11 protein-coding genes are annotated in these 17,895 nt (G+C 38.0%); 3 read left to right on the forward strand and 8 right to left on the reverse strand.

Going from position 1 to position 17,895, the window contains the following annotated elements:
• Window positions 1-69: 69 nt before the first annotated feature.
• From L2737_RS16055 to L2737_RS16065, 3 genes are all read right to left on the reverse strand, one after another.
• The gene (locus L2737_RS16055) at window positions 70-2,304 is read right to left on the reverse strand and encodes a multiheme c-type cytochrome (protein WP_248956377.1); all 2,235 of its coding nucleotides are present in this window, start codon (window positions 2,302-2,304) and stop codon (window positions 70-72) included.
• A gap of 194 nt (window positions 2,305-2,498) precedes the next feature.
• Window positions 2,499-4,211: an alkaline phosphatase family protein gene (locus tag L2737_RS16060; RefSeq protein WP_248956378.1), complete on the reverse strand. Its 1,713-nt coding sequence runs from the start codon at window positions 4,209-4,211 to the stop codon at window positions 2,499-2,501.
• Between the two features lie 136 nt (window positions 4,212-4,347).
• The gene (locus L2737_RS16065; protein WP_248956379.1) at window positions 4,348-5,202 is read right to left on the reverse strand and encodes a hypothetical protein; all 855 of its coding nucleotides are present in this window, start codon (window positions 5,200-5,202) and stop codon (window positions 4,348-4,350) included.
• Window positions 5,203-5,490: 288 nt separating this feature from the next.
• On the opposite strand from L2737_RS16065, the gene L2737_RS16070 reads away from it, so the two are divergent.
• Entirely contained in the window at window positions 5,491-5,739 is a 249-nt protein-coding gene (locus L2737_RS16070; protein WP_102527273.1) for an HP1242/YdcH family protein, read from the forward strand.
• Window positions 5,740-6,054: 315 nt separating this feature from the next.
• Here the strand turns inward: L2737_RS16070 and L2737_RS16075 are convergent, their stop codons facing one another.
• The 3 genes from L2737_RS16075 to L2737_RS16085 form a co-directional block, all read right to left on the reverse strand.
• A complete protein-coding gene (locus L2737_RS16075; RefSeq protein WP_248956380.1) occupies window positions 6,055-7,326 on the reverse strand; it encodes an alkaline phosphatase family protein in 1,272 nt (423 codons plus the stop codon).
• Window positions 7,327-7,531: 205 nt separating this feature from the next.
• A complete protein-coding gene (locus tag L2737_RS16080; RefSeq protein ID WP_102527275.1) occupies window positions 7,532-10,735 on the reverse strand; it encodes an efflux RND transporter permease subunit in 3,204 nt (1,067 codons plus the stop codon).
• Between the two features lie 4 nt (window positions 10,736-10,739).
• On the reverse strand, window positions 10,740-11,936 hold the full coding sequence (locus tag L2737_RS16085; protein WP_102527276.1) for an efflux RND transporter periplasmic adaptor subunit: 1,197 nt from the start codon (window positions 11,934-11,936) through the stop codon (window positions 10,740-10,742).
• Window positions 11,937-12,369: 433 nt separating this feature from the next.
• Between L2737_RS16085 and galE the strand changes: the two genes are divergently transcribed.
• Together galE and L2737_RS16095 are read left to right on the forward strand one after the other, a co-directional pair.
• Complete coding sequence (galE, locus tag L2737_RS16090) at window positions 12,370-13,398, forward strand: UDP-glucose 4-epimerase GalE (RefSeq protein ID WP_102527277.1); 1,029 nt, start codon at window positions 12,370-12,372, stop codon at window positions 13,396-13,398.
• A gap of 469 nt (window positions 13,399-13,867) precedes the next feature.
• Entirely contained in the window at window positions 13,868-15,469 is a 1,602-nt protein-coding gene (locus tag L2737_RS16095) for a glycoside hydrolase family 43 protein (protein ID WP_248956382.1), read from the forward strand.
• A gap of 93 nt (window positions 15,470-15,562) precedes the next feature.
• Here L2737_RS16095 and tal read toward each other — a convergent pair whose 3' ends face one another.
• Both tal and xylA read right to left on the reverse strand, forming a co-directional pair.
• The gene (tal, locus tag L2737_RS16100; RefSeq protein ID WP_248956383.1) at window positions 15,563-16,510 is read right to left on the reverse strand and encodes a transaldolase; all 948 of its coding nucleotides are present in this window, start codon (window positions 16,508-16,510) and stop codon (window positions 15,563-15,565) included.
• Between the two features lie 40 nt (window positions 16,511-16,550).
• The gene (gene xylA / locus L2737_RS16105; RefSeq protein WP_102527279.1) at window positions 16,551-17,870 is read right to left on the reverse strand and encodes a xylose isomerase; all 1,320 of its coding nucleotides are present in this window, start codon (window positions 17,868-17,870) and stop codon (window positions 16,551-16,553) included.
• Window positions 17,871-17,895 lie beyond the last annotated feature (25 nt).

Raw genomic sequence — 17,895 nt, forward strand, 5'->3', positions numbered from 1 at the left:
TCATATAATTGCTTCCTCACTCGTTCAAAAGAGAGGAAGCCATTATTTAAAGAATGATTGTCTTATCAATTATTGTCCTATCAATTGTTGTACAACTTGCGGGGGGACTATCTTAGCAAGTTGATTGATACAAGCTTGTGTCGTTGGATCTCGATGCCTAATTTTAAACTCACAAAGCGCATATAGATGTTGAGGATTGCCACCAACTTCATAAGCCTTGGTAAGCGACTTCATTGCTTGGGTAACACTGACTTTTTCTTGCGCAAGACCTAGTACATACCAGTATTGTGGGTTAGTCGCTTCAATTTCAGTTGCTTGCTCTAAATAATCAATCGCACCTGTTAGTTGTTGCTGTCTGTAAAGATTTAAGCCAGCGCTGTACCTCAACAATGCTGCCTTTGGTTGATTCGCAATCCCTTTTTTTAAGGTCTCTAATGATTTCTTATCATCACCCCGTTGACGGTATAAGTCTGCAAGGTTTGCATAGCTTGTTGCAAATATTGGTTCTATCTCGATGGCTTTTAAGTAAAGCTTTTCTGCTTGCCTTATGTTGCCTTTAGCGTTGTGAATATTACCGAGGTTCATCAATCCGAAACCTCGGTCAGAATTGAATTGTTGAATTTCAATATATTCATTCAAAGCAGGGGTCAATAGTGCTCTTTGATCATCATTCATATTTTGCCATTCACTCACCAAAGTGCTGGCAGTTTCAGTTCTGACAGCATATACAGGATCACTGAGTAATGGACTGACTATTTGCCAGCGGTCATTAAACGGATAAGGAGCAGAACCGGTTAATGCACCTAATCTCATTTGAGGGTCTTTATGCTTTATACCTCTCATCACTGCGACCATAGTATTTTGGCTTGGGAATCTATCCATTCTACTAAGCGCCGAAGCCCGAATAATGTTGGATTCTAGGTGGTTTTGAGCAATATATGAAAGCTTATCTCCACTTGTTTGCACACCGGCAGATGCTTGTGCGAATGCTAACGAAAAACTGTCACTGTTTTGATAACTGGAGTCTGGAAATTGCTTTTCAAGGGCATTAACAGCCCATTGATTAGATTTTTCATTGTGACAAGAGGTACATACGTTTGGTGTGCCGATTTTTTTACTAATATCGGGTCTAGGAATTTGAAAACTATGATCTGCTCTAGGGTCTACTTCCATATAGATTGTTTTTGGCATGTGGCAGGTTACACATTGAGCAGCTTCAGTTCCATCTTGGTGTTGACTATGTTTGGCTGAAGTATATTCGCTAGGTAAATGGCATTGAAAACAAATTGATTCAATTGGCGCTTTGAGTTTAGTACTGTGCGGATTATGACAATCGCTACATACAACGCCAGCAGCGTGCATTTTAGATTGTTTGAACGACCCCATGACAAAGACTTCCTCGTAAATTTGTCCGTCGGGATAATATAAACTTGGTGTGATTGCATTTAGATTATATTTATCGAAAAAATCACCTTTAATAGGGTCATGACTGTTGTTGAGTTGCGCTCTTCTACTATGACATTGGGCACAAGTATCTAATTGTTCTGAGTCTGTCAGTTGTTTTGGTTGAAGTATCTTTTGTCCTTTCGTAAATTCCCATGAGCCAACTTTAGGTTTCAAGTTACGATCAAAGCCAATTAAGGGATTCGTATTATTAGGAGTTTGAGCCCATATGATGTGCTCGCTTGCCGGTCCATGACACGCCTCGCAGCCAACGTTGATTTCAGACCAAGTGGTGTTATAGGTGTTTGTTTTACTATCATAGTTTTTGTCGATGTTTGTAGAGTGGCAATCTGCGCACATATAGTTCCAGTTTTGGCCATTATTAGTCCAAAAAAACTCATCATGTACATCCATGTCAGGATAAAGATTAAACCAACGCTGGCCACCTTGGCTTTTATCTCTGCTATCCCAAGCTAGTGGAATAAGTTGCACTCTACCATCCGGAAATTTAACCATATATTGTTGTAATGGCTCATAGCCAAATGTATAGCTAATTTCATAGTCATGGCTTTTACCGTCAGGTCCTTTGGTATTGACCCAATATTGACTGTTTTTACGATAAAACCTGTGTGATTGATTGTTTTCTTGAAGCGTTTGATTATCAAAATCACCGAGAACGGAATCATCACCTGCATGGCGCATGGACATATCGTGATGAGAAGCTTGCCAGTCTGAATATTGTTGCTGGTGGCAGTCAACACATTGTTCAGCACCAACATAATCAGCAGCGACAGAGTGAGTTTGATGTATAACAAAAATGATGACTAAACGAATAAAAACAACTAGCTGATTGAATTTCATATTAAAACTGTACCTAAGATTAATTAACCCTATCTTAAGGTCTAATTAACAAATCACCAACACCAAACCTGTGACTATTTGTAAAATTCAATCTCACTATGAGTTAATCATTTTTATAATGAGAAAGGCTGCCTACAGCAGCCTTTACACCAACATCTATAAATTGAGGTGGATTTACGTTGAGAAGCTTGTCGCTACTTTACCAAAACCTCTTTTAGTGGGTATCCGACAGCACTTGAAGGAGCGTTGATATTCATCAATGCACTGAGTGTCGGTGCTAAGTCGACAGTTGCAACAGGCCTGTTTATAGTTTGTCCTTTAAGTTTCATGCCAGCAAATATAATAGGAACATGGGTGTCATAGCGCCACGGAGAGCCATGTACAGAGGCAACATTGAGACCGTCAAAATCTGCCACAAACACATTTGGCTCAAAAACTAAGTAAATATCTCCTGAGCGGCTAGGGTAAAAACTGTTTTGCACTTTTTGAGTAATTTCATCGTTAGGCACATTGCCATTTAATAAATGATTAAAGCTATATGCTCGATGAATACCTGAAACACTATTGAGTATATTTGCGACTTGTGTTGTTGCTTCCGCTAATGGCACTTTTTGTTCAGCTAGCTTGTCATGATCCAAATTAATATAGGGTTGCCACGCATTAACAAACAAATCCCCTGTAATTTTCCATTTGCTTTTTAAAGACTGAATGGCAGCATTTTTTTCTAAACTTGCTAAGTCGAAATGTTTAGCTTTGATACCAAATTGCGTTAAGTATCCCGGCGCCTCAGGAGCACCATGATCAGCTGATAACACGATCAGTGTGTTTTCTAAACCAATGTTGTCATCAATAAAACCAAATAAAGAGGCCAATGTCCTATCGAGTCTAAGTAGATTATCTTCTGCTTCTAAGCTGGATGGGCCAAAGATATGGCCAACATAATCGGTTGATGAAAAGCTTATCGATAAATAATCAGTCACGATTTGGTTATCATGACTATTGTTACCAAGATTATTGTTAGTAATGACTGTTTTAGCGAAATCAGCAGTCATTTCATCACCGATAGGGCTTACGGTTAAAAAAGTACTAAAGTAGGGGTTATCACTAGGGCCAAATTCATGTGGGAATGTAATTCCGTAACCTGGTAATTTTGTTTTCCAATCGTGATTCTGATTATCACCGAATAAATATTGCTGAGCAGGTTTTGATAATTGCCATTGGGTGTTGGCATATGTCGATATTGGATTCGCTTTATTCCAGTTTGTTACCCATTGTGGATATTGTTTGTAATAATAATCGCTACTAACAAATTCACCGGCTGATTTAGAAAACCAAAATGCTTTTCCAGTATGACCTGCTAATGTGATAGCTCCGCGGTCCTTAACTGATACTGCAAAGACTTTAGATTGGCCATTGTTACTGGCAGTAAGCTCATCACTAAACGTGGTCGCCATAATATTTTTTGGTGAACGGCCTTCAACTTTACTGGCTTTTTGTGTGGGATCGATTTCATTTTTTGCATCGACAGCAGCATTTGCACTTAAAAGTGGGTGTTGTTCATCTTGTACATTGTAAATTGGTTGCTGCATTTGCTTATCAAACCATAAATTACTCACCATGCCGTGTGTTGAAGGATGTGCTCCTGTGGCTAGCGTTGTATGCCCTACAACCGTTTCAGTAATCGCATGTTGATGATGAGCTTCTTTGTAATAAATCCCTTCATTGATTAAATATTCAAAGCCATCGTCAGAGAAATGCTGCTGATAACGTTGCAATAAATCCCCCCTGAGTTGATCTACAGTGATTTGTAAAATCAATTTTGGTTGTTTTGCCTGAGCATCTTTGAATGGGGTGACTAGTGTAATTAAGCTTATCGAGACGATTGATATTGCTGGAAGCCATTTCATCAACTATTCCTTCTATTAGTACTATTTGATAACAAATCCTTGTATGAATAGTATTAGCAGAGAAATAGGCAATGATAAATAATGCTTTGGTGTTGATAAGCAAAGAAAAGGGTATTGTTAAAGTAAATTCTTAAATCTACTGATAGCCAGATAAATGTTGCTGACACAGTGCTAAATTAAAACGAATTTTATCTAACCATGTTGAAGCTTCATTATCAGATAAATACCAAAAGCCTGATAATTTTTCAGGGTATTGGTCGAAAAACACTTGTTCAACATCAAGCAGTTTTTGTTGTGTCACTGCAGCCAACCAAGCAGACTGCGGAAGTTGGTTAAGATATCGTAAATTATTGAGGGCAGCATGGGAGCTTTGATTTTGTAACGTTAACTCAATCATTAACTGATATGGGTCATGTATTTGATGCTGAATAGAATCAGTTATAGGTATAACTTGTGTAACACGGCTAGATTTTTGAGTCTGGAAATCAGTTTTCCGTGCTGCCGTTTCATTCAATAATAGAGCAGGCCACATAGCTTGTTGTGCATTACTTTGTTGATGAACTTCTATTGCAATCCTACGTTCACCAAGCCAATTATGAACAACACAGGGTAAATGTTGTTTTAACGACATATCTTCACTGCGTTTAAGGCTAGGTAGTAATGACATTCTTTCAAGTGCTAACTCACAGTTTAATCGACTAAATAACACAAAACTGACTAACCCAGATGAAGGCCAGCATTTGAGCTTCAATTCTAATTCGCGAGCGACTATTGATAAATTGGTTGTTAACCAATCACTATGAGGTCCAGTAACGACAAAATCTTCAGTTGAACCTGCATAAGGACCATTACAAATATTGATAATGTTATCGCCACTAGCAATAGTGCCATTAAATATAATGGTATAACCGTGAGTAGCAGCTTGCCAATCACCATTGGCATTACCAATAATAGTGACTTTGCCAAATTGGGGTTGTGCTTTAGATGTCATATTGAATTCGATTCGTACTCTTTTTTATAGGCATATATTTTAGCAGTGATTCAATACTTTTATTCAAAGTTTTGAATAGATTAGATCAAACACCTTGTATTTATAAAGGGTTGAATGTTTTTTGAGCACTTATTTTGTGTCAGAAATTCTATATTGAGAAAATATGCTTGTATTTTATGCTAAGTGCTCTACATTTTATATGAGATTTAAAGTTGAAAATCGTTACCTTCAAAACTCGAAAATAGAACCAATGAACATGTAATATTAAGATAAATAAATGAGGCTTATATGTTAGGTGAAAATCACTCTCTTCGAAATGAATTTCCTGATCACTTAGACACCATTGCAGCGCTAAATAAATCTGATGCTGAATTTGCAACTGTATTACAGCAATACGATAAGTTGGACAAACAAATTCGTGAATTAGAATTAAAAGATTCACCCATATCTGATGATTCTATTCATGACTTAAAGCAACATCGCGTTGAGATGAAAGACAAGTTATATCAACAAATCATGGCGGCCGAGAAAAGTTAGTGAAATTCAATACAACAAAGGCCAATTAGATTTACGTAATTGGCCTTTTAAGTTGGATTTGCATAATTGATTTTTTTTACACAAAAAGTACCTGATAGGCTATTCACCCGTTATCAATAATTTTATATCTAGTTTGTGCATCTCTTTACCTAAGCAAACAGGTTACCACGAAGGCGTTTTGCCTCAGCAATCATGTGATTCATAATGTTCCTTACATTTACGCATTCAATGCGGTAACAAACCAATTTAACCGTTTAGCTTACTCAGTTAACTCGTCATAAAAGGCTTTAGATTGGTTTTATCCATTTAGTTGTTTTAATGTTTTAAAAGCGGACTTAATACTGACAATTCACCATCAATCTTTTCTGTTACTGTTAAACCTAAAATATGAGCGATGAGAGGATACAGGTGAATGTTTTTAGCTTGTTGTATCGTAGCGCCTTGTTTAAACATTGGCCCTTGAGCATAGAGTACGGTATTCATATCTGTGATTACTTCAGGATCATAACCATGCTTGCCGATAACGCCTGGTTTAGCATCAGTACTAGTAATATAGTAATTATTACTCACAATGACAGCATCCCCAATTGAAGCATTACCGGTAAAGTGCAGGTGGCTTGGCACATCTGCTTGTAAGTAAAACTCGAGTCCTTCAACCTGAGAAACCAACTCTTTAAGTTGCTTAAGATCCTGTTGTTTATCTTTACCCGTTGCTGTGACTAACGAAAATGCCGCGTCATTGTTAAAAATAAACTTTTTAATTAGTTTTTGATTATTGGCGATTAACTGATCTGTATATACCCGATCAAATTCATCCACTTTTGCCATACCATGATCTGAAGTGATAATCACGTTAACTTCAAAAGGTAAATCTTTTAATTCAGTAAGCAAATTACCGATCATAGTGTCTATATATAGTACTGCATCTCGCGTTTGTGATGCTTCTGGACCATGGTGATGTCCTGCGCTATCAACATCTGAAAAGTATAATGTCACGAATTGTGGTCTTTTATCTTCAGGTAACGAAAACCAATCTATCACTTGCTGGACTCTTTCTTCATTAGGAGTACGTCCATCATATTTGAGCCAGTAATTCGGTCTAAAACCCGCTATTTCAGCTTCTGAACCAGGCCAAAAATAAGTAGCAGACTTTAACCCTTGCTGACGCGCTAATGACCATAACGGTACACCTTGATAAAATTGACCATCCGTTACGGCTTCACTAATGTTCATCGCATAATCACGTTCTAATTCAGGATTATAAAAACGGTTTGAAATAATGCCGTGATTCGCAGGATACAGGCCGGTAACGAGTGTCAAATGATTCGGGAAAGTGACTGTTGGAAAGGAGGGCACAAACTGCTTAACAGTGGCTGCATTGTTGGCAAACTCTTTGATATGTTGTGGTTGGTGTAGTTCATTATAGTCATAGCGGTAACCATCAATTGATATCAACAATACGTGCTCTTGTGTAGATTCTGAAGCATCATTAAACGGCTGTTGTATATCGGTAGCTGTGACAGATATCGATAATATAATACTGCCTAATGTAAATATGAATTTCGAAACTAAGGGAATCTTTGACACAATTGATCCTTACTAATTATTGTTATGTTCATTCTTATCATAGCGACACTTTATGACATTCTTTTGTAGTTGTAGCTGATTTAACAAAACGTCTAGGCATCGATACTAAATTTATGAGCTATTACAAAAAAAGCGAAACTGACGTTTCGCTTTTTTAATTAAGGTAATCGTTTAACGATAAACCGATTAATACATACTGAGTTATTTAACTAGCACGATGACTAGGTTGTTGCTCTAAGCCTGAATTTGTTTCGGCTGGTTCCGGAACATATAATCTCCAAATTCTTTGAGCAATACCGCGCATATCTTCAATGGCGATATAAAGACAAGGGATTAAACAAAGCGTCACAACCGTTGCAAACAAAACACCAAAGGCTAGTGATACAGCCATAGGAATAACCATCTGCGCTTGCATACTGGTTTCTGTCATAATCGGCATCAAACCAATAAATGTAGTTAACGAAGTCAACATGATCGCTCTGAATCGACGACAACCCGCATTAATAACCGCTTCATTTAACGGTATACCTCGCTTACGAGAGTTATTAACGTAATCGACCATTACCAGAGAGTCATTCACCACCACACCTGCAGCTGCAATAATACCGAATACAGAAAGGGCACTTAAATCAATACCTAAAATGATATGGCCTAACATCGAACCAATAACACCGAATGGGATCACAGACATAATCATAAATGGCTGTACGTAAGATTTAAGCGGGATAGCAAGTAAACTGTAAATCACTAACATTGAGATTATAAAATCTCGTAGTTGCGTGTCAGCACTGTCCAATTGCTCTTGAATATTACCTGACACTTCACTTTTAACCCGTGGATATTTGGTTAATAGTTCTGGCATGAAGTTATCACGAATATCTTTTGCAAGTTTAAACGGCTCAGCTTGCTCAGCATCTACAGATGCCCATACGTTAATGGTTCGATTACCGTTTTCGCGGCGAATACTATTAACCCCTTGTACTACTTCGATGTTAGCGACTTCAGATAAGGGAAGTTCTGCACCTTGAGGTGTTTTAATTAATACCTCTTGTACCAAGGCGATGGAGTTTCGTTGTGCTTCAGGGTAGCGAAGCATTACTTTAATTTCTTCACCATTACGAATGATACGTTGTGCTTCAAGACCGTAAAAACTATTACCTACCTGCGAAGCAATATTCGCCAGGGTTAGCCCAAGACTATGGGCTAATGGTTTTAAGTTAAACTGCACTTCTTTCGCTGAAGACTGACGGCTGTCATTAACGTCACTAACCCCTTTTAAGGTATTAAGCTTATCTTTTAGTGCTTGAGAAGCAGCGATCAGCTGTACGTCATCGTTGCCTTCTAATCTAAAGCTAATATCACCATCATCGCGTCCACCACCAAACAAGCTATCTTGGACTTCAAAAGACTTAACGCCGGGTATTTTCGGCATTGCTTGACGCCACATTTCAGCGACTTCAAAGGTATTAATCGGCCTTAATTCTGGGTCAACAAGTTTGGTTCTTACTTCAGCACGAGTTCGGCCTTGTAATTCAACTTGTAATTCAGCAATCATGCCTTGCCCGTATTTATCTTCAAGCTCAGTTTCAACTTGTCTTAATGCGGCTTCGATAGAATGCGCTGCATCAAGTGTTGCAGTCTCTGCTGCATCAACATTCATTTCCAAGCTGATCCTTGGAAAATCATGTGGAATTTTGGGTTGCCCAATAAAGCGGACTAAACCACTAATATATAACGCAGCACAAATCACAATGAGCATAATAAAGGTTGAAATAACCGCATAACGGTATTTAACGGCTAATGTAAGACTTGGTTTGTAGATATTGCTGATAAATAGGGTTAAGTACTTCTCAATTTTACCCTGAACAAAATTAACCCCATTTCGTAACCAATCTAAAGGATTTTTAGAGCCTGGTTGAACAACCTTAGGTTTATTCATGTGGGCTAAATGAGAAGGGAGGATCAGTTTAGATTCTACTAATGAGAACAGTAAACAGAGTATGACTACAAAACCGATTGCCTGACCAAAGGCAGAAGAAGGACCATCATCAAGTGTGATTGGCAAGAATGCGGCTATGGTGGTTAATACACCAAATGTTGCCGGCATTGCGACACGCTTTACACCACGGATCACGCTATCAATATTCTGACCATTTTCTTGGCACTCAGTATGGGCACTTTCACCCATTACAATGGCGTCATCAACGACAATACCCAGTACTAAAATAAACGCGAATAAGCTAATTACGTTAATGGTTACATCAATAAACGCCATCGGCATGAATAATAAGGTACCGAGGAAACAGACGGGTAAGCCCATCATCACCCAAAAAGCTAAACGTACACGTAAAAATAATGCCAGCATGAAAAAGACCAACACAGCACCTGTTTTCATGCTGTCTAGCATTAAATCAAGGCGACCATCAAGATAGTAGGTCATATCTACCCAAGGCTCTAGCGTGACTCCTTCTGGTAGTAAGGCCTGCTTCTTGGCAATGTAGGCTTTCATGGTATCAGCGACATCGGTGATACTCTGATTTTTAGCCGCACCGACAAAGAAAGTGACTGCATTTTGGCCATTGAATTTAGAATACTGAATCCCTTCTTCAAAGCCGTCATTGACAGTCGCAACATCGCCTAATAAGAGGTTTGTCCCATCATCTAAAGTGAGTAAGGGCAAATCTTCGAATTCATAACCGACATAAGCTTGGTTTTCTACACGTAAATTAATATATCCATTTTCTGCTTTAATTTGACCCGCAGACATGTTGCGAGAATAACCTCGGACTGCTTCAGCAACATCATTAAAATTAAGCCCAAACTCACGTAATCTATCTTTACTGACTTCAACACTAATTTCATAATTTAACCCACCATAGAAGTCTGCAATGTTAACGTTAGGCAGCTGCATGATTTCTTTATGGATTTTTTCACCTAAATCTTTAAGTTGTCGCTGTGATAAATCTCCATAAAGACTTAAGTACATGACTTCTTGACGAATTTTGATACGTTCTACTTTTGGAAACTCCATTCCAGCAGGGAAGGTAGATACTGAACCAATTTCAGATTTAACTTCATCAAGTACGATTTGCGGATCATAAGAATCTTCAATTCGAAAGTAGCCATTAGCTTGATTTCGATTAGAGTAGGTGATGACACGTTGTAATCCCTGAACGGTTTCAAGTGCCTGTTCAATTTTTACGGTAATGCCTTCTTCTACTTCTTGCGGAGCAGCGCCTGGATATACAGCACTGAATTCAATCCAGTTGATTTCAACAGCGGGGAAAAATTGTTTACGAATCGTATTAGCCGTTAACAAGCCGCCTAATAAAATAATGATCATTAATAAGTTTGCCGCAACGCTGTTACGGGCAAACCAAGCAATTATGCCTTTATGAGTATCTTCCATGAATTTATTCCTTATCGTCCATGGCGATAGCAGTGTCAGAATCAACACCAACCTTAGGCTCTACTTGAAGAATTTTATCGGTCGGTAAGGCCACCGTCATTCCTTCAACAGGGTAATCAAGTGCAGAAGTAATGATGCTCATACCTTCTGCTAAACCACTTGAGATAATGACGTTGCTGCCATCTTGTCTGATAATATTAACGGGCAGATAACGTAATTTTTTGTCTTTATCCATTGTCGCAACGAGGCCATTCACGATTAAATGGCGCGGGACAACGGCCACTTGACCTGCATGAGTACCGCCAATGTGAGCAGTAACATAAGTACCGTATCTTAATTCTTTATGGTTACTATTAAGCCCATATGGGTCATCAATCTCAGCAACTAAGTATGTCATCCGACTTTTACTGTCAATCACCCCTTCGCTACGAACGATAGTGCCAATCCATTCTTGTTTTTCACCTGCAAAGTTACCCACCAAAGTGACTTCTGCATTTGCACCTTTACGATCTAAATATTGCATTTCTTTGTCTGCAAGTGGTAATCGAACTTCAGCTTTATCAGTGCTATAAACTAAACCGATAGGCGATCCGTTACCTACGTATGTGCCTAAACCGATATTACGACTGCCAATTAATGCATCATAGGGCGCTTTAATTATTGCTCGTTCAAGATTCCTTTTTGCACGTAACAATCCAGCTTCAGCACTTTTTAGTTTGGCAATTTCTTGGGCTAATTGTGGTTTACGCAAGCTTAAATCACTTGGCTTACTGTCAGTAATCTCAGCCCATTCACGTTCAGCTACTTGTGCGTTAGCTTTTTCTTGAACTAACGTTGCTTTGGCAGAAGCCAAATTAGCTTGTGCATCTAACAGCGCTGACTCATAGTCGCTAGGATCAATTCTTGCCAGGACATCGCCTTTTTTAATGAAACCACCTTTAACAAATGCGTCAGATAAATAAGTGATTTCACCACTGACTTGTGCCACCAATTCAGTATGATATTTGGCATTGACGACACCATAAGAGCTAACGGTAAATGTCATTGGTTTATAATTAATGGTTTCGACAGATACAAGCGGGGTATTATCAACTGGCGGTTTCTCTTCGGGTGGTTTTTGCATAGAAACCAACAAACCAGTAATGATTACGCCTACACCTATTATGCCAATAGGGAGAATAATTTGCTTTGCAGTAGCCACGGCACTTCCTCTTGCTTAAAGCTAAATCATAGACTTGTGCCTATGACAAATTCGTTAACAGTATTATAAGTGCATGTTACAGAGTTTGTTAAACCCTTACTGTTTGAATGTGTAATTTTATGTGTCAGATGTTTCAAACTGGTTTTAATTTTTAATAACCGTAAAAATATCAATAGGATGAGCGTAAATAATTAAATTACTGAGTCAAATTTAGATATAATATATTCAGGAGTAAGCCAAAAATCATATCTCAACTTTTTAATTTAACTGTAATAAAAGAACATAAACGTATTGTTTACAGTGGTTTTTGTTGAACCCCGCTTTTTTTATTAGCTTTTTTTGTAATAAAAGTTCAAAATCAGTAAATGTAAACATGATGTGAGCAGAAATGGTTAATGACCATTAAATAGTATGAATTCATTAAGGAAGATAAATGAACGTTTTAGTTACAGGTGGTGCAGGGTATATCGGTTCGCACACTGTTTTGTCATTATTAGAAAATAACTGCAATGTAGTCGTTTTCGATAATTTATTTAATTCAAGTATTGAATCTATTAAACGTGTTGAATCATTAACAGGTAAAAGTGTTACCTTTATTGAAGGCGATATAAGAAACAAGCATCAGCTGTCCAACGTATTTAGTTCGCATAATATTGATACAGTAATCCACTTTGCAGCGCTTAAAGCTGTAGGTGAATCTGCACAAATTCCATTAGAGTATTATCAAAATAATGTTCATGGCTCGGTTTGTTTGCTAGAAGCGATGGCAGAACACAAGGTCAATAATTTTATTTTTAGTTCATCAGCAACCGTTTATGGTGAAGAAAATGAAGTGCCTTATGTAGAGACCATGAAATTAGGTACGCCATCAAGTCCTTATGGGGCAACCAAAGTAATGGTTGAACGTATAATGGCAGATACTGCAGCTTCAAATCCGCATTTTAGAGGTGTGTCACTGCGCTATTTTAATCCTATTGGAGCACATGAAAGCGGCAAAATTGGTGAATCACCAAAAGGTATCCCAAATAATTTATTACCTTATGTAGCGCAAGTGATGGTGGGTAAGCGCGAAAAACTCAGCATATTCGGCTCAGACTACCCAACAAAAGATGGGACTTGTGAACGAGATTATTTACATGTGATGGATCTTGCTGAAGGTCATGTCGCAGCAATGAAATGGTTGAACGACAATCAAGATTTTGCTGGAGTTGAATCGTTTAATTTAGGAACAGGCAATGGTGTGTCTGTTTTTGAAATTGTTACTGCGTTTGAGCAAGCAGTAGATAAGAAGATACCCTATGAAGTTAGTCCACGAAGAGCAGGTGATTTACCCGCTTTTTGGGCAAATGCAACTAAAGCTAATGATGCCTTAAACTGGCAAGCCAATCGCTCTTTAGATCAAATGATGGTCGATACTTGGCGCTGGCAATCAGCCAACCCTAATGGCTATGATGAAGATTAATAATTGAATGAAAGTCTAAACAGTGTTTTTGTTCCTTATTCAAGGTTTAGACATGAAGTCGCAGTTACATATTACTGGTTTAAAAAACGATAAGCTAATTTTGAATCTTAATGTCACTCATAACAGAGTGACATTTTTTAGCTGTTTAACACCATATTAATTTTCTGATAAATCTTAGTTTAAAAATAGTTCAACTTGATACTAAGCATTAATCTTCATTTTAAAACTATGTTTTAATTTACCCCGCAAACCAATACAGAAATTCGAAAAGTATAGCGTCCTTTTCAATAGTAAAAACACGATTAAATGCTCCCACGATTTAACTTTTGTGCTGTTTTCTCATGATTAATTAGCAATCAGTTTAGTAATGGTGAATGTAAATTCATTTAAAGTGTTGTTAGCGCTAACACTGGTGTTGTGATATAAAAACAATCAATGAATAACATTTTAGTCACACTGCAGGTTAATTATGAGTCACCAAATAAATCCAATTTTGCCAGGTTTTCACCCAGATCCCAGTATTGTGAGAGTGGACATTGACTATTACATTGCCGTATCCACTTTTGAATGGTATCCAGGGGTACAAATTTATCACTCAGTGGATTTGGTAAACTGGACATTAATCAGCAGGCCATTAAACAGAGCTTCATTATTGGACATGACAGGTTGCCCCGACTCTTGTGGCATTTGGGCACCTTGTTTGAGTTATGCAGATGGTTTGTTTTATCTCATTTATACTAACGTCCAACGATTTGATGGTAACTTTAAAGATTGTCCCAATTACCTTACGACTTGCTCCACAATTGATGGTGAATGGAGCGATCCAGTTTACTTAAACAGTAGTGGTTTCGATCCATCATTATTTCATGATGATAATGGCAGTAAATGGCTAGTGAATATGTTGTGGGATCACCGTCCTGGTAAGCATCCTTTTGCAGGTATTGTGCTACAACAATATTGCCAACAGCAGCAAAAACTCATTGGCACCGCAGTCAATATATTTTCTGGCAGTAAACATCAGCTGACCGAAGGCCCGCATTTATATAAGATTAATGATTACTATTACTTATTAACTGCAGAAGGCGGGACGAGCTACGAACATGCTTGCACGTTTGCACGCTCTAAAAGTATCACCGGTCCTTATGAAATTGATCCTAATGTTCATGTGCTAACGTCTAAAGATAATTTGGATAAGCCTTTGCAACGAACTGGACACGGTGGATTAGTGCAATCTCCAGATGGACGATGGTTTTTAACACATCTTATGTCTAGGCCGATTACATTAGAAAACGGAGACAAGCGCAGTCCACTTGGTCGAGAAACAGGTATTCAAACCTTAATTTTAAAAGATGATGGCTGGTTTAGCTTAGCATCGGGCCAAGTTTACGGAGAAGTTAATCCTATAGGACTAACAGGTAAACCGCTGCGAGATTATTCACATCATGATGATTTCTCTAGCCCTGTATTACCTGATCATTATCAATGGTTAAGAATCCCCAATCCTGAATGCTTTTATAGTTTAACTGATAACAAAGGTGCGCTAACGCTATACGGAAAACATTCAGTTGGCAGTACGTTTAAACAGGCATTAATTGCCAGAAGACAGCAACATCATTCATTCGTTGCACAAACACAATTGCGCTTCAAACCTACGAGTTTTCAACAACAAGCAGGATTAATTTGCTATTACAATGCCCATAAATTTCATTATCTATATGTATCATATGATGAAAATGGGATACATATCGATGTCATGAGCTGTTTAGGTGATGAGTCTTTAAAGGTTGACTTTCCTATTTATCAACAACGTATACCTATTACCAGTCAGCAAAGTGAACACATAGGCTTAAGAGCTGATATTGATTATGGACGGTTAACTTTTAGCTACTCTGTAGATGGTAATGCGTGGCTGCCGATATGTGAATTAGATTACAGTCTCATTTCTGATGAAGCAGGTAAGGGTGAAGGTGCTAACTTTACAGGGGCATTTGTGGGTATGTGTTGCCAAGATCTAACGGGAGCGAATATTGCTGCTGAGTTTGATTATTTTACCTATAGCGAAAGACATTAGTACATTCTTCATCGATCGATAAACAAACATTTGGAATTAACATTAAGGCCATCATAAAAATTATGATGGCCTTAATAATAACTTAAATCTCAGTTAACCTTTTGATTGGCCAAGCTGTTGGATCATTTCAACTAAGATAGTCTGATCTTTAGCAAAATTACGGATCCCTTCTGATAATTTATCACAAGCCATTTCATCTTCGTTTAGCTGCCACGAGAATTGTTCAAAACTCAACGTTTTAAGTGTGTTAGGCTTAACTTTACATATTTCTTTAGCATTTAATTTATGGACTAACTCGCCTTGAGTATTGTTTAATACAGTCAGTAAACTAGGTGCGATAGTAAGTAAATCGCAACCGGCTAACGCTATAATTTCATCAATATTTCTGAAGCTTGCTGCCATAATTTCTGTTTGATAGTTATATGTTTTGTAATAGTCAAAAATAGCTTTGACAGACAATACGCCAGGATCTTCAAAAGCCTCAAATTGTTTACCCGATTGTTGTACATGCCAGTCTAAAATTCGTCCCACAAAGGGGGAAATTAAGGTGACTTTTGCTTCAGCACAGGCTATGGCTTGAGTCATTGAAAAAAGCAAGGTGAGGTTACAATGAATACCCTGTTTTTCAAGCTCTTCAGCTGCCTTAATACCTTGCCATGTCGCGGCTAATTTAATTAGTACTCGGCTTTTATCTATGCCATTGGCGGCATATAAAGCAATTATCTTTTTTGCTTTCTCAATGCTTGCTACCGTGTCAAATGACAACCTAGCATCAATTTCACTGGATATACGTCCTGAAATACACTTTAAGATTTCACAGCCAAAATTAACGGTTAAATGATCACAAATATCATCGATGTTGTCTTTACCTTGAGATATCGATTTAATAACAAGGTATTGGTATTGTGGTAGTTTTGATGCTTGTAAGATCAGAGAAGGGTTAGTCGTTGCATCTATAGGTTTGTGAAGCTTAATCGCATCAATATCACCGCTATCAGCAACTACAGTTGTGATTTTTTTTAATTGTTCCAACATATTCATGATAAAAAAATCCCCCATTTATTAGATGGGGGAACAGTCCTTAGATATAACGATTGACGACGTTTTCGAGTAGTTCTTGTCGCCCTGAAGTCGATGTAGGATTGATATTTTGTTCATGAACGACTTTTGATAGGCTTTCTAAGCTATGTTGTCCATCAAAAATATCTTTACCTAGGCCTTTATTCCACCCTGCATAACGTTGCTCTACAAATGAAGATAACGGTGCATCTTCAATAAGTTGGGCTGCGTTGAGTAATGATTTAGCCATGGTATCCATACCGCCAATGTGGCCATGAAATAAATCGTCATTTTCACATGACTGACGACGAAGTTTTGTATCGAAATTTAACCCGCCAGTGGTAAAGCCACCTGATTTTAAAATTTCATACATGACTAACGTACACTCAGCTACGTCGTTCGGGTATTGGTCTGTATCCCAACCATTTTGCATATCGCCACGGTTAGCATCAATACTGCCCATAATGCCTTCAGCACATGCTACAGCTACTTCATGATGAAAACTATGACCAGCCAAAGTAGCGTGATTCGCTTCAATGTTGACTTTGATTTCATTCTGTAAACCGTGCTTGTGTAAGAAACCTGCAACTGTTGCGGTGTCATAGTCATATTGATGCTTAGTCGGCTCCTGTGGCTTTGGCTCAATTAATAATGTGCCTTTAAAACCGATTTTATGTTTGTGTTCTACGACCATTTTTAAAAAGCGAGCATACTGTTCACTTTCTTGTTTTAAATTAGTATTAAGTAGTGAGTCATAACCTTCACGGCCGCCCCATAAAACATAGTTCTCGCCACCTAAACGGTGAGTGACTTCCATGGCATGTTTAACTTGTGCAGCGCCATAGGCAAAAACTTCAGGGTTCGGGTTTGTTGCACCACCGGCACAAAAACGTTTATTTGAAAATAAATTGGCTGTACCCCAAAGTAATTTAACCCCAGTGCGTTGCATTTCTTTTTCTAGTACATCAGCAATATGATTTACGTTAGCATGGCTTTCTTTTAACGTAGCTCCTTCAGGTGCTATGTCCGTATCATGAAAGCAAAAGTAAGGTACACCGAGTTTTTCAAAAAATTCAAAAGCGACTTTAGCTTTTTGTTCTGCTAATGCAAGTTGATCACCGACAGGTTGAATCCAAGGTCTATCAAAGGTGCCTTCACCAAATATATCAAAACCTGTAGAACAGAAGTTATGCCAGTAACATGCAGCAAAACGTAAATGTTCTTTCATTGTTTTACCCATTACTACGCGGTTTTCGTCGTAGTAACGAAATGCAAAAGGGTTTTTACTCGATTCGCCTTCGAATTTGATTTTTTCTACGTTCTTAAAAAATTGTTCGCTCATGATGACTCCATATTTTTTCGGTTAG

It is taken from the genome of Shewanella electrodiphila, assembly GCF_023283985.1.
Lineage (GTDB): Bacteria > Pseudomonadota > Gammaproteobacteria > Enterobacterales > Shewanellaceae > Shewanella > Shewanella electrodiphila.